We start from the raw sequence: 18,927 nt of genomic DNA, 5'->3' as shown, positions 1-18,927 counted from the left end.
AATGTCGGTGAATGGGTATTTTGTCGATTTTCTTTAGTCTGGCGGCATGCCTACCCCCGGCGGCTTCGCACGTCGATCGGCTGCCGGGTGTCTGCTCGCGGCGGCCCTTGTCCTCTCCGGTGCCCCGACCCTCGCCGGTGCGTCGGCGCTTCCCGGCGCCGTGACGCCGGCCGCCGTCCCGGTGCTCGCGAGCGCGGCGTCCGGTCCCTCGCCCGCCCCGATCGGCGGGTCGCCGCCGGCGCCCGCCCCGGCCGGCGATGCCGATTCGGCCGCCTCCCCACGCGGTCGGGCGCCGGCCGCGGCCGAACTGCGCCCCGATCCACCGGTGCACGGGCATGCGCCGGCCGAGCCCACCGGACCGCCGAAGCCGGCGCCGGTCGCGGATCCGCCGACCCCGCAGCAGTGGGAACGATTCCTGGAGCGGCTGGCCGCACACGGCGCCCGGCCGCTGACCGACGAGTCGGGTCGGGCGGTGCTCGACGTCGAGCACGAACTCCTGCTCACCGGGGGCACCGACGGTTTGAACGAACTGCGCTCCTGGGGGGCGGAGATCACCGAGGAAGATCGTCCCGGCGTGTACGCCGTGCGCTCCGGTGGGCGAATTGTCGCGCGGTATCTGATGGAGCCGGACACGATCACCCCGACCGACGCCTTCGCTCCTGTCACCCCTCCGGCCTTCGATGCGCCGCCCACGTTGCCCAAAACCGGTCCATCCGTTGTGAATTTGACTCTGATCGCCCTCGGGGGAGCCGGTATCGTCTGCGCCGGTGGACTGCTTGTCCGGTGTTTCCCGGCGCCGCGACGACGCTGAGAGGCGGGACGGGCGTCGGTCCCGCCGGGCAGACTGTGTGTCTGGCGCATCTCGGATGAAGGGTGCAGGCTCGTCGAGGATGCGGATCGTGATACAGCGGTACCTTCCGAGAACGTCCGACCGGTGGTGGGGGAAGGAGGCGTGATGTGGTCGATCCGCGGGTTTCACCGGCGGATACCGCTGGGCCCGACGATCATCGCGCTGACCCTCATCACGCTGCTGGTGCTCACCAACGTCTGCGGCTCCGGCCCCGGCGTCCAGGCTCGCCACAAGGGGACCGGCCCCTCACCCGCGGACATTCCGCCGCAACTGCCCGCCCAGGACCAGAGCATCGAGGCGACCCCGGCGCCGTCCGGCGGCACCGCGCCCACGTCCGGCGGGTCGCCGACCACGAACGGGCAGCCGGTCCCGGCGCCCACGGTCACGGTGACCGAGACGGTGACCGCGCCGCCCGGGAACACCCCGAGCTCGGGCGGTCGCCCGGGGAACGCGCCCGCCACATCGGCCCCGGGAGGGCAGTCCGGCGGGTCGGGTGGCAGCACCGCGACGGCCGTCCCGGGCGGCGCCTCGCCGACCCCGCCGCCGCCGTTGGGCCAGCGGTTCCGGGTGAGCGGCCTGCGACTGAGCGCCGACCGGGCGAACGGGTCCTGGGTGCGCTGCAACGGGATCGACCAGGTGGAGTTCCTCGGGACCGTGGTCGTGGACGGGCCGGGCCCCGGTGACGTGGTCTTCCAGTGGGTGTCCGATCTGCCGTTCACACTTCCGCAGGACGTCCTGCATTTCACCGGTACCGGCCCGCGTCAGCAGACCATTCCGATCACCTGGCGCATCCCGCCGCAACTCTTCGGCGAGGTGAGCGGGATCATGCAGCTGCTGATCCTTCAACCGGTCGCCAACGCGCAGACCGAGCGCTACACGTTCAACTTCAACTGCCGCAACGGTCTCTCCAACGACAACTGACGACTGGCCCGTTCGCCGGCCGATCCGCTCCCTCCCGTAGGCGGTTTCCGCCGCGTGCCACTCTTGCCTTCATGAGCATACCGGGTATACATACTCGGTATGTCCATCAAGCACGGCTTGCTCGCACTGCTCGATCAGGGCCCCCGATACGGCTATCAGCTCCGGAGCGAATTCGAGGCCCGGACCGGATCCACCTGGCCGCTCAACGTCGGCCAGGTCTACACCACCCTCGGCCGCCTGGACCGCGACGGACTGGTCGCGCCCGACGGCGAGGACGACGACGGGCACGTCTTCTACAGGATCACCGACAAGGGTCGGATCGAACTGCGCGCGTGGTTCGAGGCGCCGGTGTCGCGCACCAGCCCGCCCCGGGACGAACTCGCGATCAAACTCGCGATGGCCGTCACCGTGCCCGGCATCGACGTCGGCTCGGTGGTCCAGGGACAGCGCGCGCACACCCTGCGGGCGCTGCAGGACTACACCCGGCTCAAGACGCGCGCGGCCGAGGACGACATGGCGTGGCAACTCGTCCTGGAATCACTGATCTTCCACGCGGAGGCCGAAGTTCGCTGGCTGGACCACTGCGAGGCACGGCTGGCCCGCCGAGCGGCCGAGCGGGAGCCGGCCGTGCCCGCGGCGGACGAACGTCCCGCACCGGCCCGCAAACGCGGGGCGCGACGATGACCACGGGTACAGGGGGCACAGTGGAACCGGTACTGGAACTCAGGTCGGTGGGCCGCGTCCACGGTCGGGGCGACGTGCGTGTCGAGGCCCTGGTCGGGGTGGATCTGGCCGTCGCACCGGGCGAGATGCTCGCCGTGATGGGACCGAGCGGGTCGGGCAAGTCGACCCTGCTGATGCTCGCGGGTGGCCTGGACCGCCCCACCGACGGCGAGGTCCTGGTCGAGGGCCTGCCGCTGGGCGGGCTCAACCGGCGCCGGATGGCCGCGCTGCGCAGGCGCAGCGTCGGCTACGTCTTCCAGGACCTCAACCTGATTCCCGCGCTGACCGCCGCGGAGAACGTCGCGCTGCCGCTCGAACTCGACGGCGTGTCGATCCGCCGGGCCCGGCAGGCCGCGCGGGAGGCGCTGATCGAGGTCGGCCTCGAACACTTCGGTGAGCGTTTTCCCGACGACATGTCCGGCGGCCAACAGCAACGGGTCGCGATAGCCCGGGCGTTGGTGGGCGAGCGTCGGCTGGTGCTGGCCGACGAGCCGACCGGCGCGCTCGACTCGACCACCGGAGAGGCGGTGTTGCGGGTGCTGCGCGCGCGGTGCGAGGCGGGCGCGGCGGTGGTCCTGGTGACCCACGAGGCCCGGCATGCCGGGTGGGCGGACCGGATCGTGTTCCTGCGCGACGGGCGGCTCGTGGACGACACCGGCCCCTCGGCAAGCGCCGAGTCGCTGCTGTCCCGGGGCGGTTCGCGATGAGTGTGAGCTCGTGGCGCGCGACCCTGCGGATCGCCCGTCGGGACGCGCTGCGGGCCAAGGGACGCAGCGCGCTGATCGTCGCGATGATCGCGATCCCGGTGCTGGGGATGAGCGCGGCCGACGTGACCTGGCGGAGCGTGCAACTGGACACCGACGAAGTGATCTCGCGCTCGATGGGGCAGGCGGACGCCCGGGTTTCGGACACCTCGCAGCAGATGCGCGGGAGGGCGGCCGGAGAGCCCCCGAGCGCGATCTTCCAAGAGCCCGGCGGCAACAACTGGCGGCCCGCCGACCTGGGTCGCCCGACGCCCCCGGACACCGCACCCGTGTCCGTGGTGCCGAGCCCGTCGGATTCGGCGAGACCCGTTCGGGACCCGGGCTCGGTGATCCCCGACGTGTCCGAGCAGCTGACGGACCGCACCCGCTTCGGCACGATCTCCACCGCGAACGGACGGACCGACGTAGCGATCCGTGAATTCGACTACGCCAAGCCGATCGCGAAGGGCATGGTCTTCCAACGCGAGGGGCGAGCGCCCCGGGCCGCGAACGAGGTGGTCGTCACCGAGCGGTTGCGCCGATCGGCCGGATACCGGGTCGGCGGCGAACTGACCGAGAAGTCCACCGGTCGCACGTTGCGCATCGTCGGCACGGTCGACCTGCCCGACGCCCTGCGCGAGCAGATGGTGATCGCCATGCCGGGGGCGGTGATCGACGCGATGCTCGCCCGCCCGGGGGCGGGCGAGGGCAGGGACGAGACCCGGGTGCTGCTCCGGGTCCGCGGCGGCATGCCCTGGACCAAGGTTCTGGCCGCGAACCGGCAGGGCTTCCTGGTCGAGTCCGCCGCGGTGCTGCGTCATCCACCGGCCAGGGCCGACCGGCAATACGAGAGCCCCAAAGAGTGGGCCGACTCGCGCGCACTCAGGCTCGGCGGCATCGGCCTGGGCCTGGGACTGCTGGAGATGATCCTGCTGGCCGGTCCGGCCTTCGCCGTGGGCGCCCGGCGCAAGCGGCGCGAACTCGGGCTGCTCGGGGTCGCGGGCGGCAGTCGTCGGCACGTGGCCGGCGTGGTCCTGGGCGGTGGGATCGTGCTCGGCGCGGTCGGCGCCCTGGTCGGTACCGCGCTGGGACTGGTGGCGGCGGCGCTGATGCGGCCGTGGTTCGCCGAGCGCACCGGCAGCCTGCTGGGCCGCTACGACGCCCGGGTCCCGGAGCTGTTCGGTATCGGCGCGGTGGGGGTCGCCGTCGGGGTGCTCGCCGCGCTGATCCCGGCCTGGCTCGCGTCCCGCGAGGACATCGCCGCGTCGTTGACCGGCCGCCGCGGGGTGCGTCGAGGCTCACGGGTGCTGCCGATCGTCGGGGCGTCGGGTTTCGCGCTCGGAGTCGCGATCGCGTTGCACGGCGCGGATCGGGCGGACGACACGATCATCGTCGCCGGCGTCGTGGTGGCCGAACTCGGCCTGGTCGCGTGTTGTCCGGCGCTGATCGGGCTCACCGCGAGAATCGGTCGGTTCCTGCCGTTGAGCCCTCGGCTGGCGCTGCGCGACGCGGCGCGCAGCCGCCCGCGGAGCGCGCCCGCGGTGGCGGCGGTGATGGCCGCGGTGGCGGGTTCGGTGGTGATCGCGGTGGTCTGGCAGAGCCAGACCGCGGATCAGCGCAACGCCTATCGACCCAAGGCGCAGAAGAACCACGTTCTGGTCGGATTCCCCGATCGCACGCTCTCCGGTGGCACCGGCGAGTTGCCGCTGACCGCGGCGGATGCCGAAGGGATCAGGCGGGGCGCGGAGCGGGTCCTGCCCGGCGCGAAGGGCGGTCTTTTCGGACAGCCGGTCGGACCGTGCAAGGGCGCGAACACCTGTGTCGACTACCTGCCCGGGAAGCTGCCCGAGTTCCGCTGCCCGATGGCGGACGGCGGAGGCGATCCACAGCGGTGGCGAACGGATCCGCGGTGCACCGGGAGCAACGGTCGGGGCGGCTTCTTCCGCTCGGCGGTGGGCGATGCCGACCTCCTGCGCAAGCTGACCGGCGCGGACGATCCGCGCGCGGCCGAGGTGCTGTCCCGGGGCGGAATCGTGCTGTTCGAGGAGGGATACGTGGGGCCGGACGGGACAGCCGAGGTGCAGGCGCAGGACATCATGAACGGCAACGGCCCGCTCGTGATGTCGCCGCAGGAGAGATCCGCGGCTTCCCCCACGATCCGGCTGCCGGCCGTCTCGGTGCGGGCACCCTTCGGGCTTCCCGGCTTCTTCGCCTCGCCGCAGGCGGTCGCCACGCTGGGCGGCACCGTCGAACCGGCCGGTCTGGTCTACGACGCCGGGCACTCGCCCTCGGACGCGCAGGCGCAGCGGCTGGAGGAACTGGTGGCCAAGGTCTCCGACCGGAACTTCGTCTTCATCGAGCGCGGCTTCCAGCCCAAGGACGACGCACGGCTGCTGCTGCTCGGCGCCTTCGCGCTGGTGATCACGATCGGTGCGTCCGGGGTGGCCACCGGGCTGGCGCTCGCCGACGCGCAGAAGGACCTGGCCACGCTCGGCGCGGTGGGTGCGCCGCCGAGTGTGCGGCGCAGGTTGTCCGCGTTCCAGAGCGGGGTGATCGCCTTCCTGGGCACCGCGCTCGGACTGGCGGCCGGCGTGCTCGCGGGGGTGGTCGTGCGGCGGGGTCAGAAGTCGGCCCTGTGGGACGTGATGCCCACCAGTGCCAAGAGCGGGCTGCACGCTCCCGAGCTGGTCATTCCGTGGACGCAGATGGGCCTCGCGTTGATCCTGCTGCCGATCCTCGCGGCCCTGCTCGCGGCGCTTTTGACACGATCGCGCGCGGTGGTGCGCGGGAGGACGGCGTAAGCCCCCGGCGCTCCTAGGATGAGATGTATGGATACGCCGAACAACGAAGCGAATGGTGAGAACCCGCAGGTGGTGATCGTCGGGCCGGATGGCATGGCGCTCGGTGGCGGCCTCGGTGAAGAGGGCGGTGAACTCGCGGTGACCGACATGGTGGAACAGCCCGCGAAGGTCATGCGCATCGGCAGCATGATCAAGCAGCTGCTGGAGGAGGTGCGCGCGGCTCCTCTCGACGAGGCGAGCCGGGTGCGCCTCAAGGAGATCCACGCCAGCTCGATCAAGGAACTGGAGAAGGGGCTCGCCCCGGAACTGGTCGAGGAGCTGGAGCGGCTCTCGCTCCCGTTCACGCACGACTCGGTGCCCAGCGAGTCCGAGCTGCGGATCGCGCAGGCGCAGCTGGTGGGTTGGCTGGAGGGCCTGTTCCACGGCATCCAGACCGCGTTGTTCGCACAGCAGATGGCGGCGCGTGCGCAGCTGGAGACGATGCGTCGGGCCCTTCCGCCCGGCGTGGTCCCCGGCGGGCAGGGCGAGCCGCCGCACACCCAGTCGGGTCCCTACCTCTAGCGTTCCGGTAGGGGCGTACCCCGGGTCGGTGCCCGATGGCACCGACCCGCTGCGCTCTCGTCGTGTCTCTGACAGGCTGTCGGCGATGCGACGGGAGCGCTTTTCGGTAGGTCGACGCGCGCCGAGGTCGTGCGCGAGTCGTGCAGCGTGGAGGGCGGCCTGACGGTGACCGTTTCGGGGGACCCGGCTCGGGCGAACGGGCGTGTCTTCGGCGGTGGGCGGTATCGCACCGGGCGTCGGATCGGCGGCGGTGGCATGGCCGTGGTGCACGAGGCGCACGACCTGATGCTCGACCGGGTCGTCGCGGTCAAGCGGCTGCGCAGCGACCTGGCCGAGGACACCATCGCGCGTTCGCGGTTCGCCCGCGAGGCCGAGCACGCCGCCGCGCTGAACCACCCCACGATCGTCTCCGTCTTCGACACGGGTGCCGATCCCGGTGAGGACGGCGTGCTGGTGCCGTGGATCGTGATGGAGCTGATCCAGGGGCTGACCCTGCGCGATCTGCTGGAGGCGCACGGCCCGGTGCCGTGGCCGCGTGCCCTCGCGATCACCGCGAAGGTGCTGGACGCGCTGGAGTACAGCCACGACCGCGGCCTGGTGCACCGCGACATCAAGCCGGTCAACGTGATGATCACGCCCGGCGGCGCGGTCAAGGTGATGGACTTCGGCATCGCCCGGGCGCTGTTCATCACCGATGGCGCGCTCACCGACCCCGGTCGGATCATGGGCACCCCGCAGTACTTCTCCCCCGAGCAGGCGTTCGGGCACCCCGCGTCCACCCGCAGCGATCTGTACTCGGTGGGCTGCCTGCTGCATGAACTTCTGGTCGGCGTGCCGCCGTTCGACGGAGGTACGGCCGTGCACATCGCGTATCGGCACATGCGCGAGGAGCCGACACCGCCGTCCGCGTACCGACCCGACGTGCCCGGTGCGGTGGACGATCTGGTGCTGCACGCGCTGCGCAAGGATCCGCATCTGCGTTTCGACACCGCCGGGCGGATGCGCGAGTCGGTGCGTCGGATCCTGCCCGAGGACGTCTGGGATTCGGTCCTGTACGGCGCCGGCGTCCCGGCGCCGCCGGCCGGGTCGCCGGGACCGGCGATGTCGGTGGGGCCGATGGGATCGGCGGCCCCGATCGGGCAGCGCCCGCCGCGTTCGTCCGGTGGTGGTCCGCCGTGGGTCCGGGTGTTGTCCGGGTTCGGGCCCAGGGCGCGCTCGGCGGGCGCACACAGCGCACCGGGTGCGTACGGCCGCAGGAGCGGCGCGGGCGCGGCCTTCGCGGCGACGGTGCTGGGCGTACTGGCCGTGCTCGCGTCGATACTGATGCTGCGCTGAACCGGGTCCGCGCGGACCAGCCGGCCGGATCTCGCCGCGTGGACCGGCCCGGCGAGGGAAGGCACCGGCCGGGAATTCGGAATCCCGTTACCATGGGTTCCCCAGTCGGCAGTACCGCTGATCCCGTATCGTTTCGGGACTTGAAGCGAGGATGCACCACATTTCATCTGCACTTCGGCGCGGGCTCACGCCTGGGCGCCACGTGAGGGGACTGCCGAGGATGATCGCCGAGTCCCCGGCCACAACCCTGACGCCGGAATCGGCGTGCCTTTGTGGCCGGTCGATCGTTGGAACCGTCGTGCTCCCCCGCTCCCGTGGTGTTTTCCGCTCTGCCCGGTTCGCGGCGGACTCCATCGCCCCAGTTCGGCGGCCCCGGGCGGGCCGCCCCGACGCGCAGGGTGAGGAGCGATGACCCCGCCGAATGGACCGGACGACCATGAGGCGCCCGGCACACAGGTGAAGACGGTCGGATCCGGCCGCTACGAACTCGGCCGCCAGCTCGGCCGCGGTGGCATGGCCGAGGTGTTGATGGCCCACGACGTACGGCTGGGTCGTACCGTCGCGGTCAAGACGCTGCGCCCGGACCTCGCGCAGGACCCGGTGGCCCGCTCGCGGTTCGGCCGCGAGGCGCAGAACGCGGCATCGCTCAACCACCCCGCGATCGTGTCGGTCTACGACACGGGCGAGGACCGGGTCGGCGACGAGCTGGTGCCGTTCATCGTGATGGAGTGCGTCGAGGGCCGGACCGTGCGGGAACTGCTCGGCGAAGGGAACCCGATACCGCTGGAGCAGGCGCTTCGGGTCACCGAGGGCATCCTGGAGGCGCTCGAGTACAGCCACCGGAACGGCATCATCCACCGCGACATCAAGCCCGCGAACGTGATCATCACCAACTCGGGCGCGGTCAAGGTGATGGACTTCGGCATCGCCCGCGCGATGCACAGCGCGGCGACCACGATGACCCAGACCGGCATGGTCATGGGCACGCCGCAGTACCTGTCGCCGGAGCAGGCCCTGGGCCGGACCGTGGACGCGCGCAGCGACCTGTACTCCAGCGGTTGTCTGCTCTACGAACTGCTCGCGCTGCGCCCGCCGTTCAACGGTGACACTCCGCTGTCGGTGGTGTACCAGCATGTCCAGGACGATCCGCGGCCGCCGTCGATGATGGATCCGCGGGTGCCTCCGCACCTGGACGCGATCGCGTTGAAGGCGCTGGCGAAGAACCCCGACGACCGGTACCAGACCGCCGACGAGATGCGGATGGACATCCGCCGCGCGTTGGCCGGCCAGCAGGTCTCGGTCGTGGTTCCGCCGCGGGTGCCGGCCCAGCAGCGGCCCGAGTTCGGTTCGTGGAGTCAGGTCGCCGCGGGTACGGCGGCGGCCTCGGCGCACACCGGCTCGGCCGAGGCCACCGCGGCGATGCCGCCGCTCGCGGGCCGCACCGGCACCGGGGCGGCGGTGCCCGGACAGACCGCGAACGACGGCGGCACCGGACCGCTCCCGATCCTGCCGCACGAGCCGCCGCCCAAGCGCAAGGTGCCGCTCTATCTGGTGGCCGCGCTCGCGGTGGTCCTGGTCGTGGTGGGGGCGGTGCTCCTGGTCAAGGGGTTGCCGGGGGGCGGTGACAGCCCGTCGACGCAGCCGAACACCCCCTCCGTGGCGCCGAGCGGCAATGGTGTCGCGCAGCCGGGCACGAGCAACCAGCCCAATCCGGGCGGCAAGGCGACATCGGGCACGACCCCGTCCAGCCCGACGCAGACGTGGCGTGGGGCAACGGCGCCCGGCAACACGCGGGACCCGGGCGGGACGACTTCGGGCCACTCGCAGGCGCCGTCCTCGCCCCCGCCGACCAAGTCGTCCGAGACGTCGCGACCGACCACGACGGCCAGCACGCCGGCGGGTTCGACCAAGGGCGGCGGTGAGACGAAACCGGCGGACCCGGTCGGCGGCGGTGCGGGCAACCCGGGCGGCGGCAGCGGCACGACCCCCTGATCCGCGGAAGCGAAACCCGCGTGCGCCACGATCCGTGGCGCACGCGGGTTTCCTCGTACCGGGGCCCGTTCAGCCCAGGAAAGCCTTCAGGACCTCGTCGTAGGCCATCGTCCACCACACGATCAGCGCGGCGGAGGCGGGAAACAGCGGGGCACACCGCGGGTCTTGTTCGAGGTAGTGCCGAGTGAGCATCCAGAAGTCGTTCAGTCGTTCCCACCACAGTCGGTGCACGGCGGCGGCGAGCTGGGTGGATCCCGGATCGACCACGCCGCGATACCCGGCCACGAAGCCGCGTACCCGATCGAGGTCGAGGGTGCCCGAGATCGGGTCGGTGAAGAAGATCAGCGCGGCCCGGACCAGTTCCTCGGTGTCGGGCAGGGCCGCGAGCCGGTCCCAGTCGATGATCGCCACCGGCTCGTTGCCCCGGTACAGCAGGTTCAGCGGATGGAAGTCGCCGTGCACGTAGCCGGTCCGCGGCGCCTCGTGGTCGCGTGGTCGCCGGTGCGCGTGCCGCAAGAGCATCGCGCGCCGTTCGATCAGGCGCAGTTCGGCGAGCCGGTCGAACGCGTCGGTGCCGGCGCGGGCCCGGATCCGGGTGAGCAGGCGCTCGATGGTGGCCAACGATTCGTGCGGGTCGGCCGTGGGCACCAGCAGCGGCTGTTGTACGGGTGGGAGCAGCTTCGGCAACGTCACGTGCACGCCGCCGAGCAGCGCGCCCACCCGGGCACAACCCCCGGCGTCGAGTTCGGTGCCGCGCCGGTGGGTGCCGTCCACCCAGGGGTACAGCGCGAACCAGCGTCCGCGCGAGGTGAGCACGGTGTGCCCGCGCCGGTCGGCCACCGGCGGGATCGCGGGTATTCCGCAGACGGCGAGCCGCTGGGTGATGCGGTGCTGGAAGCGGATGGTGTCGGGTCGTTGGTCCAGGTAGTGCTTGAGAAACCAGCGCCCCCTGGTGGTGACGACCTCGTAACCTCGGTTCAGGAGGCCCTCGGCGATGGGCCGGAAGGAGAGAGCCTTGCCGACCCGGTATCGGTCGATCGTCACAGCCAGTGGGGACCCTGGCCGGGAGGGGATGTACACGGCGTCAATCTATGTCACGTAAAGCTATCGAGTAACTACTCTGTGCAACCTTCATGCGTAAGCGTGTCTTTGTGTCACGCGTTCGGGGAGGCGGCTGGTGTGTACACCGATACCGGCCGCGCCGGCGCTCGGCTCAGCCGAACAACTTCTCCAGCACCTGGGCGACGCCGTCCTCCTGATTGCTCCCGGTATGCCGGGCCACCGCGGCCAGCACCTCGGGGTGTGCGTTGGCCACCGCGTACGCCTGCCCGGCCCAGGCCAACAGTGGCAGATCGTTGGGCATATCGCCGAACGCCACCACGTCCTCGGTGCGGATCCCGCGCTGTGCGCAGAACCAGGCCAGGGTGCTGGCCTTGCTGATGCCCAGCGCGCTGATCTCCACCAGTGCGATCGCGGACGAGTGGGTGAACTCCGCGTACGCGCCGGCCCGGTCGCGGGCCAGCGCGAGGAACACGTCCGGGTCCAGGCTGTGATGCCGGGCGAGCAGCTTGAGCACCGGCCCGGTCAGCAGTTCCTCGACCGGACCGACCGCGTGCACGATCGATACGTCGCGCTCCAGCGCGGGGTAGTCCGGCTCGTGCATGAAGCCGGTCTCGGTCTCCACCGCGAAGGACACGTCCGGCACCGCCTCGCGGAGCAGCCGGGTGACCTTGCGGGCGGCGGTCACATCCATCGTGTGGGTGCCCACCACCTGCTCGGCGCGCAGGTCGTACACGACCGCTCCGTTGCCGCAGATGGCCAGGCCGTGGTGGCCGGTGACCTCGGCGACGCGACTCATCCAGCGCGGCGGACGGCCGGTCACGAAGACCACCTCGGCGCCGGCGGACTCGACGAGTTCGAGCGCGGCGAGGGTGCGTTCGGAGATGGACCCGTCGTCGCGCACGATGGTGCCGTCGAGGTCGGTGGCCACTAGGCGTGGGCGATTCGTGATCGTCACGGGTACATCCTCGCTCAGAAACGATGCGTCGAGTCCGCGGGGCCGGGCCGGGTGCTCGGGTGGCCGTCGCGCCGGGTCGGATCGCTCAGTCGAGTTGGCGCAGGCCCTCGGTCGCGATGCGTTCGAAGACGGCCTGGTCGGCGTCGAACACGGAGTCGGGCACCGGCCAGTGCAGCACCAGTTCGGTGATGCCCAGCTCGCGGTAGCGGCCCGCGTAGTCGACGAACGCGTCCACCGAATCCAGCGGTCGCTCCAGGGTCGAGCCCTGGAGCAGGACCTTCTCCAACTCGTCGGGCTTGCGGCCCTCGTCGGCGCAGACGTCGGAGAGTCGGTCGAGCTGTTCGGCGATCACGGCCGGGCAGTCCCGGGCCGGGATGCCCTTGGGATCGCGAGGGTCGCCGTAGGTGACCCAGCCCTCGCCGTGCCGGGCGGTCAGGCGCATGCCCCGGGGCCCGGTCGCGGCGATGTACATCGGCACCCGGGGCCGTTGTCGGCTGCTCGGGATCATCCGGACGTCGTGCGCGGTGTAGTAGGTGCCCTCCTGGGTCACCTCCGGTTCGCTGAGCAAACGATCCAGCAGCGGGACGAATTCGGCGAGCCGGTCGGCACGCTCGCGCGGGGACCACGGCCGTTGGCCCAGGGCGGTGGCGTCGAAGCCGGTGCCGCCGGCGCCGATGCCCGCGGTCAACCGACCCTCGGAGATGTCGTCGATGGCCGCGAGGTCCTTGGCCAGGGTGACCGGGTGTCGGAAGTTGGGCGAGGTGACCATCGTGCCCAGGCGCAGTCGCTCGGTGGCCGTCGCGGCCGCGGTGAGGGTGGGCACCGCCCCGAACCAGGGACGCTCACGGAAGCTGCGCCAGGACAGGTGGTCGTAGGTGTACGCGGCGTGAAACCCGAGGTCTTCGGCGCGACGCCACACCTTGCGGCCCTCGGTCCAGCGGTGGATCGGGAGGATGACAGTGCTCAAACGCATCGGTCGACCATACGTCGCCGGTGTGCCGACCTCGCGGACGGGCCGGCGCCGCGGTTCGATCAGCGCACGTACGCTCCCGCCCGGGCCGCCGCGGCGGCGGCCGTCGCGGCGTGCTCGGCGCTCGCCTCGTCCAGTGGATCGCCGCTCGCCAGCAGTCGGTAGTACAGCGGCGCCGACACCGCCCTGATCACCTCGTGCGGGTCCGTGCCCGCCGGTGCCTCGCCCCGGGCGATCGCGGCCTCGACGCACGGCGCCCACTCCTTGATCCGGGTCGCGTAGAACGCGTGCAGCGCGTCGGAGGTGCGGTTGTCGCAGGTCGCCGCCGCGATCACCGCCTTGAACAGCGCGCCCTGTCGCTCGTCGGTGAGCGTGCGGCGCACCAGGTGCGCGTTGGCCCGCAGGTCGCCGAGCAGTGATCCGGTCTCGGTGCGCGACACCGAGCTCTCGGCCATGTCCACCAGCAGGTCGGCGACGAGTGCGGTGGTGCTGCCCCAGCGCCGGTAGACGGTGGTCTTGCCGACCTCGGCGCGCTGCGCGACGTCGGCCAGGTCCAGGCCGGCGAAGCCGTGCTCGGCGAGCGCGTCCCCGGCCGCGCGCAGCACCGCCTCGCGGACTCGGGCGGTGCGCCCGCCGGGGCGGACCGTGCCGGGGTCGGCCGGGCCGTCGACCGGCTCCGGGATGTGACCGGCGGAGCCGGGAGGGAGGTCGCCGGCGAGACCGTCCGAAGTCATAACGGGACTCCTGTTCCATTAAGTCGATTCAGCGTGTACCTTCGGAGCATCTTAACGGGAAAGAAGACCCGTTAGACCATCTCGGGAGCCTCGCATGTCCACGCTCGAACACGGCACCAGGCCCATCGCGGCCCCACCCGTCGTCCGTCCCGCACCGACCGGACGGCAACACCGGATGACCGGTCGGCAGAAGCTGATCCTCACCCTCCTCCTCGGCGCCCAGTTCATGATCGCGGTGGACTTCTCGATTCTGAACGTCGCACTGCCCGTGGTCGGCGAGGGCCTCGGGTTCTCGCTGAACAACCTGCAGTGGGTGGCCACCGCGTTCGCGCTGACCGCCGCCGGATTCACCCTGCTGTTCGGCCGGGTCGCGGACCTGTTCGGCCGCAAGCGACTGTTCCTGGGCGGCATGGCCCTCCTCGGCGCCTCCTCCGCGCTCGGCGGCTTCGCCACCTCGCCCGAGATGTTGCTGACTGCCCGGGTGCTCCAGGGGCTGGCCACCGCGGCGGTGACCCCGGCCGGCCTGTCGCTGCTGACCACCGCGTTCAAGGAGGGTCCGCTGCGGGACAAGGCGCTGGGCCTGAACGGCGCGCTGATGTCGGCCGGCTTCACCGCGGGCGCGGTGTCGGGCGGCCTGCTCACCGACATGTTGTCCTGGCGCTGGGCCTTCTTCGTCAACGTGCCCGTGGCCGCGCTGGTGCTGATCCTCGCGCCGTCCGTGATCACCGACGCCCGGCCGGCCCATCGGCCCCGGCTCGACGTGCCCGGTGCGATCGCGGTCACCGGCGGCCTGCTGGCCCTGGTCTTCGGCCTGACCCAGGCCGGCGCGAAGGGCTGGGGCGAGCCCGCCACCCTCGGCTCGCTGGTCGCCGGCGCCGTGCTCCTGGTCGCCTTCTGGTTCATCGAGCGGCGCTCCGCCTCGCCGCTGGTCCCGGTCGGCATCATGAAGCGCCGCTCGGTGCTGTGGGGCAACGTCACCGGCCTGATCGCGTTCGTCACCGAGACCTCGCTGGTCTTCCTGCTCACGCTCTACCTCCAGGAGGTCCTGGACTACTCGCCGCTGGCCACCGGGCTCGCGTTCGGTGTGCTGGGCATCGGCACGGTCCTCGGCGGCACCCTCGGCGGCCGGGCGGTGGGCCGGTTCGGCACCCGCACCACGATCGTCGCGGGCGGCGTCGTCCAGGCCCTGGCCACCCTGTCGCTGGTCGCCCTGGGCAGCTCGGGCGGCTGGATCTGGCTGCTGCTCGCGGCGACCTTCGTCGGCGGGGTGGGCAACATGCTGATGATCGTGGGCTTCATGGTCACCGCGACCTCCGGCCTGCCGGACGCCGAGCAGGGGCTGGCCACCGGTCTGGCCACGATGACCCAGCAGGTGGGCATCACCATGGGCATCCCGATCATGAGCGCGATCGCCACCGCGCGGATGAGCTCGCTCGGCAGCACCGGACCCGACGCGGTCCTGTCCGGGGTCGCCGTGGCGATCCTGGTCGACTCGGCCCTGGTCCTGCTCGGCGCGCTGCTGGCGGGCCTGTTCCTGGCCCCGCGGCGGACCGGGCGGACGAGGACCTGAATGCCGGTGCGCCGCCGGCGGCGGCCTCGGGCGGGTCGCCCGCGGCACGCGGGCGGACCGCCCGGACCCCGCCGCGAACCCACCTTGCCCGTCCCGAGCCGCCGCGAGCCGCCGCGATCGATCGGCGCGAGCGAACCGAGGAGATCCGTCATGACCGCGACCCACGCCACCCTCGACCCCCTGCCGCCGTCGATCACCATTCCCGGTGCCGACCACGACGTCCCGGTCCGGATCTTCGCCGGCGGGCCCGGTTCGGTCGGCCTCCTGGTCTGGGCCCACGGCGGGAGTTGGCGCTCGGGGGGCACCGCCGACTGGGCGCCCGCGCTGGCCCACCTGGCCCGGATCGGCTCGACGACGGTGGTCGGCGTCGACTACCGGTTGGCACCCGAAAACCCGCACCCCGCCGCCCTGCTCGACGTGCTCACCGTCCTGGACCGAGCCCTGGACCGGGCCGGCGGCGAGCCGGTCTCGGTCGGTGGGGACAGCGCGGGCGCCACGATCGCCGCGTCCGCTGCCCTGGTCCGGCGCGACCCGGACCGCCCGCTCGCCGCGCAGGTGCTCGCCTACCCACCGATCGACCCGGACCGCCGGGCCGAGTCCTACCGCAGCCGTCCCGGGGCGTTCCCGTCCCGGGCCGCGCTGGGCTCGGCCTGGCGGGCGTACCGGGGGCAGGAGCCGGTCCACCCGGCCGCCGTCGGCGCGCGAGCGCTGTACAGCACCCCGCACGAGGCGGCCGATCTCGCCGGGGTCGCCCCCGCGATCCTCGCGGTCGGCTCGCTCGACCCGGTCGTGGACGACGTCCGCGGCTACGCCCGACGACTGCGCGCCGCCGGTGTCCCGGTCGAACTGCACGAACCGGCCGGTACCGGGCACGGCGCCTTCCTGACCGACCCGAGTTTCCGGCACCGCCTGGGCACCGCGTACGCGGCGGCCCACCGCGGCGCCCGACCCCCACGGAGGATTCGATGAACACCACCGCCCTGCTGCGGCACTTCGCCGACCTGCGCGACGGCACCCACGGCGACGCGATCTCGCGCCCGGACAAGGAAGGGCTGTTTCGCGTGGCCGTCGCGCTGCTCGACCCGCACGCCCGGCGGGCGCTCGCGGAGCTGGACACCGATCTGCTGCTGGGCACCGGCGAGTACACCGCCACCGGCGTGCGGCGCACCCGGGACGGCGGCGTGGAGGCGGTCTGGGCGCTGTCCTGGCCGCAGCAGCGCGCGGCGGGCATCGCGCCGATCGTCCTGCGCGCGTTCTACGGCGCCGGTTTCCACCACCCACACCTGCGCGGCGGCACGGTCGGCGAATGGCCGCTGAACGTGTTCACCGCCGAGCAGGCCGCCGAGGAGCTGCCCACGCTGCGCGCGATCGCCGCCGCCGACCTGCACAACCTGGTCTTCCGACGGGACTTCCGGATCATTCCGGCGACGAGCGCCGGGAGCGCCGGGAGCGGCGGCTGATCGTGTCCATCCGCCTCTCCGCCGCGGACCGGTCGTCGATCCCCGCCGGCGTCGGCTTCTCGACCGCCTGTCGCGTGCATTATGCAGGTACTTGTAGGATGACTGGGCAACCCCACGAATTCGGGAGAGTCCATGTCGCTCCAGGCAGCCGGTAGACGTTCCCTCGTCGACGACGCGATCGACCAGCTCCGCGTCCAGCTGACCGCCGGCACCTGGCCGATCGGCGCGCGCATTCCCAGTGAGAGCGTGATCGCCGAACGGCTCCGGGTCGGTCGGAACACCGTGCGCGAGGCCATCCGTGTGCTCGTGCACGCCGGAATGCTGGAGTCGCGCCAGGGCGACGGGACCTACGTGCGCTCCATCACGGACCCCGGTGACCTGGTCCGCCGGATCGAGCACGCCGACCTGCGGGACATCTTCGAGATGCGCCGCGCGCTGGACGTGGAGGCCGCCCGGCTCGCCGCGCAGCGCCGCGACGCCGAGGACCTGGACCGGATCCGCCGCGCGCTGATCCGCCGAGGCGCGGCGGACGGCAGCGCGGACAGCCGCGAGCCGCACGACTTCGACCGCGGTGATGTGGCCGAGGGCGAGCTGGACGACCTGGTCGAACAGGACGTGGCCTTCCACACCGCGATCGCGATCGCGTCGCACAACTCGGCGATGGTCTCCACCTACCGCTGGTTCAGCGACTCGTTGTGGCGCGGCATCCGCACGGTGGTCGGCGACGGCACCCTCCCGGACGCCTCACACGCCCTGCACGTGGCGCTGGCCGACGCGATCGAGGCGGGCGACCCGGACGCGGCCGAGCGGGCCGTGCGACGAATTCTGGAACCCGCCGTGATCGCCCTCGACGCACTGCTGCACGACCGGGCGCAGCACCGACCCGTGGAGCACCGACCCACGGAGCACGACCCGATGGAGCATCACCCGATGGAGTACGACGCATGAGCACGACCGAGCTGCGCATACCCGCGACCGGCAAGACCGCCGGCGGTACCGTGCGGGCGACCGGCGGTGCGCTGCTGCTCGCCGGCATCGTGCTGATCGCGCTCAACATGCGGGCCGGGCTCTCCAGCGTGTCCCCGCTCGTGGGCGAACTGCGGGACGTGTTCCACCTGTCCGCGACCACGGGCAGCCTGATCACCGCGATACCGGTGCTGTTCCTGGGCCTGATCTCACCGCTCGCGCCGATCGCGGCACGCCGCCACGGCACCGAACTCGTGCTCTTGGGCGCGCTGGTCGTGGTCGGCGTCGGGATCCTGCTGCGGATGATTCCCGACCTGACCGCGCTGTTCGCGGGCGGCGCGCTGGTCGGTGCCGGGATCGCGGTGCTGAACGTGCTGATGCCGGGCGTGGTCAAGCGCGAGTTCCCGCACCGCGCGGCGGCGATGATCGGCGTGTACAGCGCCGCCATGGTGTTCGGCGCCGCGGTCTCGGCGGGCGCGACGGTGCCGCTGGAGAACGCGATCGGGCACGGTTGGCAGCCGGCCCTCGGCATCTGGGCGCTGCTCGCCTTCGCGGCGGTGGCGGTCTGGCTGCCGCACGTGCGCCGTCGGCGCGGGAGCGTCGCGGCGGCGATGCCGCACGTGCCGGGCCTGTGGAAGTCGCCGTTGGCCTGGCTGGTGACCGGGTTCATGGGCTTGCAGTCGCTGCTGTTCTACGTACTGCTCGCGTGGATGCCGACCATCCTCACCGACAACGGGATGAGCAGGGGCACCGCGGCGACGATCTTCGCGTTCAACACGTTCGTCCAGATCCCGGCCTCGCTGGCGGGGTCGATCATCGCCGGTCGGATGCGCAACCAAAGCCCGCTGGTGTTCGGTTCGGTCGCCCTGATCGCGGCCGGCTACGTGGGCCTGATGGTCGCGCCCACCGGCGGGGCGTGGTTGTGGGCGGTGCTGCTGGGACTCGGACAGGGCGGTGCGGTGTCGCTCGCGCTGACCCTGATCGTGCTGCGCTCGCCGGATCCGAACACGGCCGCGCAGTTGTCCGGGATGGCGCAGGCGGTCGGCTATGTGTTCGCCGCTTTCGGGCCGTTGGCCGCCGGAGCGCTCCATCAGGCCACGGACGGGTGGACGGTGCCGATCGTGCTGATGCTGGTGTTGTCCGCCTGCGCGCTCGCCTGCGGCGTGGGCGCGTCGCGGCCGGTTCACGTGCACGTACGTGTGGCGCGGGAGGTTGTCGTACCCGCCCACCCACCCGTCACGTGAGGTGGGAACGTTGCGGACTTCGAGTGTCCGGGTGAGCGGT

17 protein-coding genes are annotated in these 18,927 nt (G+C 72.0%); 13 read left to right on the top strand and 4 right to left on the bottom strand.

The window, feature by feature from the left end:
- Positions 1–46: 46 nt before the first annotated feature.
- The 8 genes from A3IC_RS0147520 (at position 47) to A3IC_RS72835 (ending at position 9,926) form a co-directional block, all read left to right on the top strand.
- The gene (locus A3IC_RS0147520) at positions 47–811 is read left to right on the top strand and encodes a hypothetical protein (protein ID WP_026219581.1); all 765 of its coding nucleotides are present in this window, start codon (positions 47–49) and stop codon (positions 809–811) included.
- 144 nt (positions 812–955) lie between these two features.
- Positions 956–1,771, top strand: coding sequence for a hypothetical protein (locus A3IC_RS0147515; RefSeq protein ID WP_026219580.1), 816 nt, complete (start codon positions 956–958; stop codon positions 1,769–1,771).
- 99 nt (positions 1,772–1,870) lie between these two features.
- Positions 1,871–2,455, top strand: coding sequence for a PadR family transcriptional regulator (locus A3IC_RS0147510; RefSeq protein ID WP_020557097.1), 585 nt, complete (start codon positions 1,871–1,873; stop codon positions 2,453–2,455).
- Positions 2,452–3,201, top strand: a complete 750-nt coding sequence (locus A3IC_RS0147505) for an ABC transporter ATP-binding protein (protein WP_026219579.1) — start codon at positions 2,452–2,454, stop codon at positions 3,199–3,201. The genes A3IC_RS0147510 and A3IC_RS0147505 overlap by 4 nt, the downstream gene beginning before the upstream one ends.
- A complete protein-coding gene (locus tag A3IC_RS0147500) occupies positions 3,198–6,038 on the top strand; it encodes an ABC transporter permease (RefSeq protein WP_020557095.1) in 2,841 nt (946 codons plus the stop codon). The genes A3IC_RS0147505 and A3IC_RS0147500 overlap by 4 nt, the downstream gene beginning before the upstream one ends.
- A gap of 27 nt (positions 6,039–6,065) precedes the next feature.
- Complete coding sequence (locus A3IC_RS0147495) at positions 6,066–6,599, top strand: bacterial proteasome activator family protein (RefSeq protein WP_026219578.1); 534 nt, start codon at positions 6,066–6,068, stop codon at positions 6,597–6,599.
- Positions 6,600–6,764: 165 nt separating this feature from the next.
- A complete protein-coding gene (locus A3IC_RS60795) occupies positions 6,765–7,934 on the top strand; it encodes a protein kinase domain-containing protein (protein WP_158696386.1) in 1,170 nt (389 codons plus the stop codon).
- Positions 7,935–8,342: 408 nt separating this feature from the next.
- Positions 8,343–9,926: a protein kinase domain-containing protein gene (locus A3IC_RS72835; protein ID WP_020557092.1), complete on the top strand. Its 1,584-nt coding sequence runs from the start codon at positions 8,343–8,345 to the stop codon at positions 9,924–9,926.
- Between the two features lie 69 nt (positions 9,927–9,995).
- Here the strand turns inward: A3IC_RS72835 and A3IC_RS0147480 are convergent, their stop codons facing one another.
- The 4 genes from A3IC_RS0147480 to A3IC_RS0147465 all read right to left on the bottom strand — a co-directional run bounded on the left by A3IC_RS0147480 (position 9,996) and on the right by A3IC_RS0147465 (position 13,647).
- Positions 9,996–10,970 (bottom strand): phosphotransferase, encoded by a 975-nt coding sequence (locus A3IC_RS0147480; protein ID WP_020557091.1) that lies wholly within the window; start codon positions 10,968–10,970, stop codon positions 9,996–9,998.
- A 169-nt stretch (positions 10,971–11,139) separates the two neighbouring features.
- A complete protein-coding gene (locus A3IC_RS0147475) occupies positions 11,140–11,943 on the bottom strand; it encodes an HAD family hydrolase (RefSeq protein ID WP_026219576.1) in 804 nt (267 codons plus the stop codon).
- Between the two features lie 85 nt (positions 11,944–12,028).
- The gene (locus tag A3IC_RS0147470; RefSeq protein WP_020557089.1) at positions 12,029–12,916 is read right to left on the bottom strand and encodes an LLM class flavin-dependent oxidoreductase; all 888 of its coding nucleotides are present in this window, start codon (positions 12,914–12,916) and stop codon (positions 12,029–12,031) included.
- 59 nt (positions 12,917–12,975) lie between these two features.
- Complete coding sequence (locus A3IC_RS0147465) at positions 12,976–13,647, bottom strand: TetR/AcrR family transcriptional regulator (protein WP_020557088.1); 672 nt, start codon at positions 13,645–13,647, stop codon at positions 12,976–12,978.
- A 175-nt stretch (positions 13,648–13,822) separates the two neighbouring features.
- Here A3IC_RS0147465 and A3IC_RS0147460 point away from each other — a divergent pair, with 175 nt between their 5' ends.
- From A3IC_RS0147460 to A3IC_RS0147440, 5 genes are all read left to right on the top strand, one after another.
- A complete protein-coding gene (locus tag A3IC_RS0147460; RefSeq protein WP_020557087.1) occupies positions 13,823–15,217 on the top strand; it encodes an MFS transporter in 1,395 nt (464 codons plus the stop codon).
- A gap of 150 nt (positions 15,218–15,367) precedes the next feature.
- Positions 15,368–16,186, top strand: coding sequence for an alpha/beta hydrolase fold domain-containing protein (locus A3IC_RS0147455; RefSeq protein WP_020557086.1), 819 nt, complete (start codon positions 15,368–15,370; stop codon positions 16,184–16,186).
- Entirely contained in the window at positions 16,183–16,677 is a 495-nt protein-coding gene (locus tag A3IC_RS0147450) for a hypothetical protein (protein WP_020557085.1), read from the top strand. Before A3IC_RS0147455 ends, A3IC_RS0147450 begins: the two co-directional genes overlap by 4 nt.
- A 132-nt stretch (positions 16,678–16,809) precedes the next feature.
- Positions 16,810–17,625: a FadR/GntR family transcriptional regulator gene (locus tag A3IC_RS0147445; protein WP_020557084.1), complete on the top strand. Its 816-nt coding sequence runs from the start codon at positions 16,810–16,812 to the stop codon at positions 17,623–17,625.
- On the top strand, positions 17,622–18,887 hold the full coding sequence (locus tag A3IC_RS0147440) for a CynX/NimT family MFS transporter (protein WP_020557083.1): 1,266 nt from the start codon (positions 17,622–17,624) through the stop codon (positions 18,885–18,887). Before A3IC_RS0147445 ends, A3IC_RS0147440 begins: the two co-directional genes overlap by 4 nt.
- Positions 18,888–18,927 lie beyond the last annotated feature (40 nt).

Source organism: Embleya scabrispora DSM 41855 (assembly GCF_000372745.1).
Lineage (GTDB): Bacteria > Actinomycetota > Actinomycetes > Streptomycetales > Streptomycetaceae > Embleya > Embleya scabrispora.
This window is presented reverse-complemented; position numbering and strand designations above follow the sequence as displayed.